The organism is Arthrobacter sp. Dra40, from assembly GCF_059091905.1.
In genome coordinates, this window is sequence record NZ_JBNHHB010000246.1 from 1 (window position 1) to 6,974 (window position 6,974).

6 protein-coding genes and 1 pseudogene are annotated in these 6,974 nt (G+C 68.3%); all 7 read left to right on the forward strand.

Annotated elements, in window-relative coordinates; genetic code table 11:
• The first annotated feature begins 98 nt into the window (after nucleotides 1–98).
• The gene (gene murG, locus AC5RWT_RS32770) at nucleotides 99–1,217 is read left to right on the forward strand and encodes an undecaprenyldiphospho-muramoylpentapeptide beta-N-acetylglucosaminyltransferase (RefSeq protein ID WP_494083856.1); all 1,119 of its coding nucleotides are present in this window, start codon (nucleotides 99–101) and stop codon (nucleotides 1,215–1,217) included.
• Nucleotides 1,204–2,628 carry a UDP-N-acetylmuramate--L-alanine ligase gene (gene murC / locus AC5RWT_RS32775; protein ID WP_494083857.1) on the forward strand — a complete coding sequence of 475 codons (1,425 nt, stop codon included), beginning with the start codon at nucleotides 1,204–1,206 and terminating at the stop codon, nucleotides 2,626–2,628. The genes murG and murC overlap by 14 nt, the downstream gene beginning before the upstream one ends.
• Before the next feature lie 587 nt (nucleotides 2,629–3,215).
• Entirely contained in the window at nucleotides 3,216–3,926 is a 711-nt protein-coding gene (locus tag AC5RWT_RS32780) for a cell division protein FtsQ/DivIB (protein WP_494083858.1), read from the forward strand.
• A 213-nt stretch (nucleotides 3,927–4,139) separates the two neighbouring features.
• Nucleotides 4,140–5,327: a cell division protein FtsZ gene (ftsZ, locus tag AC5RWT_RS32785; RefSeq protein WP_494083859.1), complete on the forward strand. Its 1,188-nt coding sequence runs from the start codon at nucleotides 4,140–4,142 to the stop codon at nucleotides 5,325–5,327.
• 20 nt (nucleotides 5,328–5,347) lie between these two features.
• Nucleotides 5,348–6,073 carry a purine nucleoside phosphorylase YfiH/LACC1 family protein gene (locus AC5RWT_RS32790; protein ID WP_494083860.1) on the forward strand — a complete coding sequence of 242 codons (726 nt, stop codon included), beginning with the start codon at nucleotides 5,348–5,350 and terminating at the stop codon, nucleotides 6,071–6,073.
• The gene (locus AC5RWT_RS32795) at nucleotides 6,070–6,819 is read left to right on the forward strand and encodes a YggS family pyridoxal phosphate enzyme (RefSeq protein ID WP_494083861.1); all 750 of its coding nucleotides are present in this window, start codon (nucleotides 6,070–6,072) and stop codon (nucleotides 6,817–6,819) included. The genes AC5RWT_RS32790 and AC5RWT_RS32795 overlap by 4 nt, the downstream gene beginning before the upstream one ends.
• 89 nt (nucleotides 6,820–6,908) lie before the next feature.
• Nucleotides 6,909–6,974, forward strand: a pseudogene (locus AC5RWT_RS32800) (cell division protein SepF); the annotation flags it as partial.

Consider the following 6,974-nt stretch of genomic DNA (forward strand, 5'->3'; position numbering starts at 1 on the left):
GGATTCCCGGCCGGTTCCGGCAGGCGTCTGCGGCCGGAATCCGCTGACCAACGATCTTGACCACCAGCAGCCCGAGCAGAAGGTATCCCGGTTACACCATGAACACCTCCGAGCCCTCCGTTGTCCTGGCCGGCGGCGGCACGGCCGGGCACGTCAGCCCCTTGCTGGCGATCGCCGGAGCCGTCGTCGAGGCTGCCCCCGCGGCCCGCATCCTCGCCGCCGGCACTGCCGTCGGCATGGAGACCCGACTGGTCCCCGCGGCCGGCTACCAACTGGCCACCATCGGGCGGGTGCCGCTGCCGCGGCGCCCCTCCTTGGACCTGCTGAAGCTGCCGTTCAAATTTGCTGCCGCAGTGCGCCAGGCGGCGGGCATTATCGACGGCGCCAAGGCCGACGTCGTGGTGGGAGTCGGCGGCTATGTGAGCACTCCCTTCTACATCGCCGCCAAGCTGCGCCGGGTGCCGATCGTGATCCATGAAGCCAACGCCCGGCCGGGTCTGGCCAACCGGGTCGGGGCGCGGCTAACCGACCGGGTGGCGGTTGCGTTCAAAGACACGAACCTGCCCGGTGCCCGCTGGGTCGGCATGCCCATGCGGCGTGAGATCTCGACCCTGGACCGGGAAGCGTCCCGTGAGGCCGCCCGCGTCCGGTTGGGGTTAAAGCCAGACCTGCCGACCCTGATAGTCACCGGGGGTTCCTCCGGCGCGCTGAGCATCAACCGGACCATCGGTGCGTCCCTGCAGGAGCTCGCGGGGGCAGGCGTCCAGGTGCTGCACATCACCGGGCGGAACAAGGCCCTGCGGGACGCGCAAGGAGAACTGCTCACCGTTCCCGGCTACCACCAGGTGGAATTTGTTGACGGCATGCAGGACGTCTACGCGGCGGCCGACCTTCTGCTGGCCCGTGCCGGTGCGGCCACGGTGTGTGAAGTAGCCGCCGTGGGACTGCCCTCCGTGTTGGTGCCGCTGCCGCACGGCAACGGCGAACAGGCCCTGAACGCGGCCTCCCTGGTCGCGGCCGGCGGGGCAGTAACGGTGCGCGACGGCGAGTTCACGACACGCTGGGTGACGGACGAACTTCTGCCGTTGCTGAAAAACGCGGAGCGGCTGCAGCACATGGCCGCTGCGGCGCACGCGCTGGGAATCCGTGATGCGGACGCACGAATGGCACAATTAGTGCTCGAGGCAATCGGGGAGGACACAGATGAAAGCCGCTGACTTCCACACCACGGCCCGGCTGCCGTTCGGAGAACTTGGCACAGTGCACTTTGTCGGTTTGGGCGGTGCCGGCATGTCCGCCATAGCGCGGATCCTGCTGGCACGCGGCGTGCGCGTGTCCGGGTCGGACGCGCGCGACTCTGCGGTGCTGCGTCAGCTGGAGGCGCTCGGGGCAACGGTCTTTGTTGGCCACGCGGCGGGGCACATTGCCGGCGCGGACACCGTGGTGGTTTCCACCGCCATCCGTCCGGAGAACCCTGAACTGCAGGCAGCTGCGGCGGCCGGCTTGAACATCGTGCACCGGTCGGTTGCGCTGGCTGCCGCCATGGAAGGGAAGCGCCTGATCGCCGTCGGCGGCACCCATGGCAAGACCACCACCACGGCGATGGCGACGGTGATGCTGCAGGCCGCGGGGCAGGAGCCTTCCTTCGCCATTGGCGGCGACGTGGCGGCGCTGGGTGTCAACGCAGCCCACGGGCAGGGCGGTCTCTTTGTGGCCGAAGCCGACGAATCCGATGCCTCTTTCCTCAACTACCGGCCGCAGGTCATCGTGGTGACGAATGTGGAAGCGGATCATCTGGACCACTATGGGTCCGCCGAAGCGGTGTACGACTCTTTCGACCGGTTCGTGGCGCTGCTTCCGGCCGACGGCACTTTGGTGGTCTGCCTCGACGACGACGGCGCCCGGGCCTTGGCCGAACGCACGGCGGCGTCCGGCGCCACCTGCCGGGTGGTGGGCTACGGCTACGCCGCGGATGCCCAGGTGCGCATCGAGAGCAGCGGGTTCGCCGGTGCGGGCAGCACCAGCCGGATCACCTACCCCGGTGGCAGTTGCACGCTTCGGCTGCAGGTACCGGGCGAGCACAACATCCGCAATGCGGCCGCGGCCCTCGCCGTCGCCATCACCCAGGACATCGATCCCTCCACGGCCGCGGATGGACTGGCCGGGTTCACGGGGGCGGCCAGACGGTTCGAGGCCAAGGGTGAGGCGGCCGGGGTGCGCGTGTTCGACGACTACGCACACCATCCCACCGAGGTCCACGCGGCGTTGACGGCCGCGCGCAAGGTGGCTGACGGGCATGCCGTGCACGTGTTGTTCCAGCCGCATCTGTTTTCCCGCACCCGGGAGTTTGCTGCCGAATTCGCCCGGGCCCTGCAGCTGGCCGATTCGGCTGCGGTCCTGGACATCTACGCGGCCCGCGAAGACCCCATTCCCGGAGTCACCAGCGAACTGATCACCGGCACGTTGGCTTCGGGCAGCTACGCACCGGATCCGGAACGGGCCGTGGCGGACATCGTGGCCCGCGCACGCCCGGGGGACATCGTGCTGACCGTCGGTGCCGGAGACGTGACCAACTACGGACCGGTCCTGCTCGAGGCCCTGAAGCAGGCCTCGACGGCGGCGCGATGACCCCGCGCAAACCGCGCACCCCGGCGGCGCGGCCTTCCGCCTCAGGCGGGCAGCAGGGCGCCGCAGGGCAGCGCGGCGAGGCCGGCGTCCGGATTAATTCCGGCAGGGTCACGGCCATGCCCGCCACGGAAGATGCCCCGCCGGTCGGGCGCGCTAAAGCTGCGGGGGGAGCCAAACCTGCCGGGGGAGCCAAACCTGCCGGCGGAGCCAAACCTGCCGGCGGAGCCAAACCTGCGGGACGTGCCAAACCTGCGGGACGTGCCAAACCTGCCGGCGGAGCCAAACCGGCCGAAGGGGAAAAGCCTTCGGGCCACGGACGGCCATTGGGCCGGAAGGCGGCCGCGGCCACGCGGGCCCCGACGTCCACGTCCGGGGGCGCCGCAAAAACCTTTCGGCCGTCAAGGCCCCGGACAGGTGCCCAGTCCAGGGCGGGAGCATCCGGCCCAGCCAGGGCGGCCACGGAAAAGGGCGCCAGGGAGTCCTCGGCGGCCAAGTACAGCGGGGTAGCCGCCGGACTGGCGCGGTGGCGCGACCAATGGAGCGGCCAGGACACGGCTAAAGGGCCGGCACCGGCTGATTCCACGGTTGTGAGCTTCCCGGAACCGGCCGGGCGCAAGACGCGGCGCAGGCTGTTGATCGCCGCCGGCACCGTCGTCGTTCTCATTGCCGTGCTGATGTCGGTCATCTTTTGGTCCCCGGCACTGGCAGTCAAGACCATTACCGTCGAAGGGGCCAAACTGACGGACCCTGCAACGCTTGACCAGGCCCTCGAACCGTTGAAAGGAACGCCGCTGGCGCGTACCGGGGAACGCGAGGTCTACGCCCTGGTGGACCACTTGCCGGCGGTGGAGTCCGTGGAAGTGATCGCCAAGCCTCCGTCGGAGCTGCACGTGCGGATCGCCGAACATACGCCTGTCGCCGTGCTGAAGGACGGCAGGAATTTCGTCCTGATCGATGAATCGGGGAAGGTGCTGGCTGCGGTCGCCAAGCGCAGCGAAGCGAAACTTCCCTTGATCGACGGCGCCAAGGCCGCTGAGGATCCGGATGTCTTCGCGTCGATCACCGGTGTGCTCGGAGCGCTGCCGCCCAGCGTCTTGAAACAACTCGACCACGCATCGGCGAAATCGGTGGATTCGGTTCAGTTACAGCTGGCCAGCGGCCAGAAAGTGCTGTGGGGCAACGCGGGGGAGCAGAAGTTAAAGGCCACGGTTCTGCAGGCGCTGCTCCAAGCGAAGGGCGTGAAGGACAAGGCGAGCGTCATCGATGTGAGCACACCCACGCGGCCGGTGACCCGATGAGGACCGTGAAACCCCCAACATCCGCCGATCGGGCGACACGCGGAGCAGGGTCGTTGTGCCCGCCGTGGCTTGCGTCTAGCGTCACGGATAGAAACTACTTGACATAACTCTAACCTTCAAGCTGAAGGTTAAGGTTAGCAAAACTGACGGACAGGTTACCCGCCCGCTCCGGCAGACTGATCAGTGCACAGACTCGAGCAAGGGACACAGGACGTGGCAGCACCGCAGAATTACTTGGCCGTCATCAAGGTCGTCGGCATCGGCGGCGGTGGCGTGAATGCCGTCAACCGAATGATCGAGGTGGGACTCCGCGGCGTGGAGTTCATCGCCATCAACACGGACGCGCAGGCGCTGTTGATGAGCGACGCCGACGTCAAGCTCGACGTGGGGCGCGAACTCACCCGCGGCTTGGGCGCCGGCGCTGATCCGGAGGTGGGCCGCAAGGCTGCCGAGGACCATGCCGAAGAGATCGAAGAAGTCCTGCGCGGCGCGGACATGGTCTTCGTGACCGCCGGAGAAGGAGGCGGAACCGGTACCGGTGGCGCACCCGTCGTGGCCCGGATCGCACGGTCGCTGGGCGCGCTGACCATCGGCGTCGTCACCCGCCCGTTCACGTTTGAGGGACGCCGCCGGTCCAACCAGGCCGAAAGCGGCATCGAGACGCTGCGCGACGAAGTCGACACGCTGATCGTGATCCCCAACGACCGCCTGCTGTCCATCAGCGACCGCAACGTCTCCATGCTCGATGCTTTCCGGTCCGCCGACCAGGTGCTGCTCTCCGGCGTTCAGGGCATCACCGACCTGATCACCACCCCTGGCCTGATCAACCTGGACTTCGCGGACGTCAAGTCCGTCATGCAGGGGGCAGGGTCCGCCCTGATGGGCATCGGCTCCGCCCGCGGCGAAGACCGTGCCGTCAAGGCGGCAGAGCTGGCGATAGCCTCGCCGCTGCTGGAAGCTTCGATCGATGGTGCCCACGGCGTGCTGCTCTCGATCCAAGGCGGATCGGACCTGGGCCTGTTCGAGATCAACGAAGCCGCACGCCTGGTGCAGGAAGTTGCCCACCCCGAGGCGAACATCATCTTCGGCGCGGTCATCGACGATGCCCTCGGCGACGAAGCGCGCGTCACCGTCATCGCCGCCGGCTTTGACCAGGTGGACGTCACCTCCGCTGCGCCGGCCAAGCCGGCCGTGGTGCCCGGGGGTGCGCCTGCCGTGCCGGCCGCGCAGCCCTCCGTACCGGTTTCAGAACCGTCCGGACACGGCTTCGGCAGCGCCGTTCCGCAGCCGCAGCATCTTCCGGCGGACGCCGGCTTCGACATGGATCTGCCGGCCATCGTGGAGCCGGACCTGAGCGCAGGCCGCATCGACGACCTCGACGTTCCGGACTTTTTGAAGTAACCCGCCGGTTAGGTTCGTCAGTGTTCTGGTGGAAGCAAGAGGTCCATCCCGGCGTGTGGGCAGCTTTTACCGACCGCTCAGCCGGTAACCTGGGCCTGCATGTCGGGGACGACGCCGACGCTGTCCTCCGGCGGCGGGCGGTGCTGGAAGGTGCCATGTCGGTGCCGGCAGGATCCCTCCGGTTCATGAACCAGGTGCACTCGGCCCGGACGGCAGTCGTTTCCGCCAGGGACAGGGACAGGGACGCGACTGCGCCGGAACCCGCTGTGACGGCCGACGCGCTGGTCAGTGCCGACGGCACGGTTCCTCTTGCGGTGATGGTCGCGGATTGCCTGCCGGTCGTGCTGGTGGGCACCTTGGCCGACGGCGGTGCCGCCACCGCCGTGGCGCATGCGGGCCGCCGGGGTCTGCTCGACGGGGTGCTGTCCAACGCAGTTGCCGCGCTCCGCGATGCCGGGGCCGGCACCCTGCAGGCGTGGATCGGGCCGTCCATCTGCGGGGCCTGCTATGAGGTTCCCGAGCGGATGCAGGCCGACGCGATGGCCCGGATTCGGCAGCTGGCAGCCAGGACCTCATGGGGCACGCCTGCCCTGGATCTTGCCGCCGGAGCCCAAGCTGCGATGGCCGGACTCGGCGTCGAGGTGCACCAAGTGGGTGGCTGCACGCGGGAGGAAGACAGGCTGTACTCCTACCGGCGGGATCAAGTCACCGGCCGGTTCGCCGGCCTGGTTTGGAAGGATGCATGAGTACTGAGGCCCGGAAGTCCGAGCTGGCGGCAAATCTGGAACGTGTCCGGGCGCGGATTGCCCGGGCGGCTGCAGGGCTGCCGCGCCAACCGGAGCTGATCGTTGTCACCAAGTTCTTCCCGGCCTCCGACGTTGCGTTGCTGCACGGCCTCGGCGTCACCGACGTCGGGGAAAACAGGGACCAGGAAGCCGCTGCGAAAGCCGCGGAGCTTGCCGCGGCGGGGCTCCGGTGGCATTTCATCGGGCAGCTGCAGACCAACAAGGCCAAGTCCGTGGTTCGCTACGCGGATGTGGTCCACTCGGTGGACCGGCCGCAGCTTGTCAGGGCGCTGGGCAAGGCCATGGTTGCGGAGCAGGAACGGCGGGAGGCCGGTGGGCTCGGACCCCGAGCCCGCCTCTCCTGTTTGATCCAGGTTGACCTGGAGGAGTCCGGTGCGGCGAACGCCGCTGGAACAGCTGCCCGCGGCGGTGCCCGGCCCCAGGACATCCTGGCGCTGGCCGAAGCGCTCGGGGAAACCGACGGACTGATTCCGGCCGGGCTGATGGCGGTTGCTCCGCTGGGGACAGACCCGGCCCCGGCCTTCAGCAAACTGGTGGAGCTCTCGCAGCGGCTGCAGGAAGAACATCCAGGGGCGGACATGGTGTCGGCCGGCATGAGCCAGGACCTTGAAGCCGCGGTGGCTGCGGGTGCGACACACCTCCGTGTCGGCTCCGATGTCCTCGGCCCGCGACCAGCCGTGCGGTAGCGTTTTGGCTAGGCAGACCTCTTGCCGGGACCGCCCGTGGTGGGCCGTGCAAGGAGGACAGCAGCGCTGAAGACAGGATGGGAGCTACCATGGCAGGCACACTGCGCAAGACAATGATTTATCTTGGGCTCGCCGATGGTGATGAGCACTACGAA

Excerpts from the sequence above, each read along its gene's own strand:
- murG (WP_494083856.1), top strand. The coding sequence starts at position 99 with ATGAACACCTCCGAGCCCTCCGTTGTCCTGGCCGGCGGCGGCACGGCC.
- AC5RWT_RS32795 (WP_494083861.1), top strand. The coding sequence starts at position 6,070 with ATGAGTACTGAGGCCCGGAAGTCCGAGCTGGCGGCAAATCTGGAACGT.
- murC (WP_494083857.1), top strand. The coding sequence starts at position 1,204 with ATGAAAGCCGCTGACTTCCACACCACGGCCCGGCTGCCGTTCGGAGAA.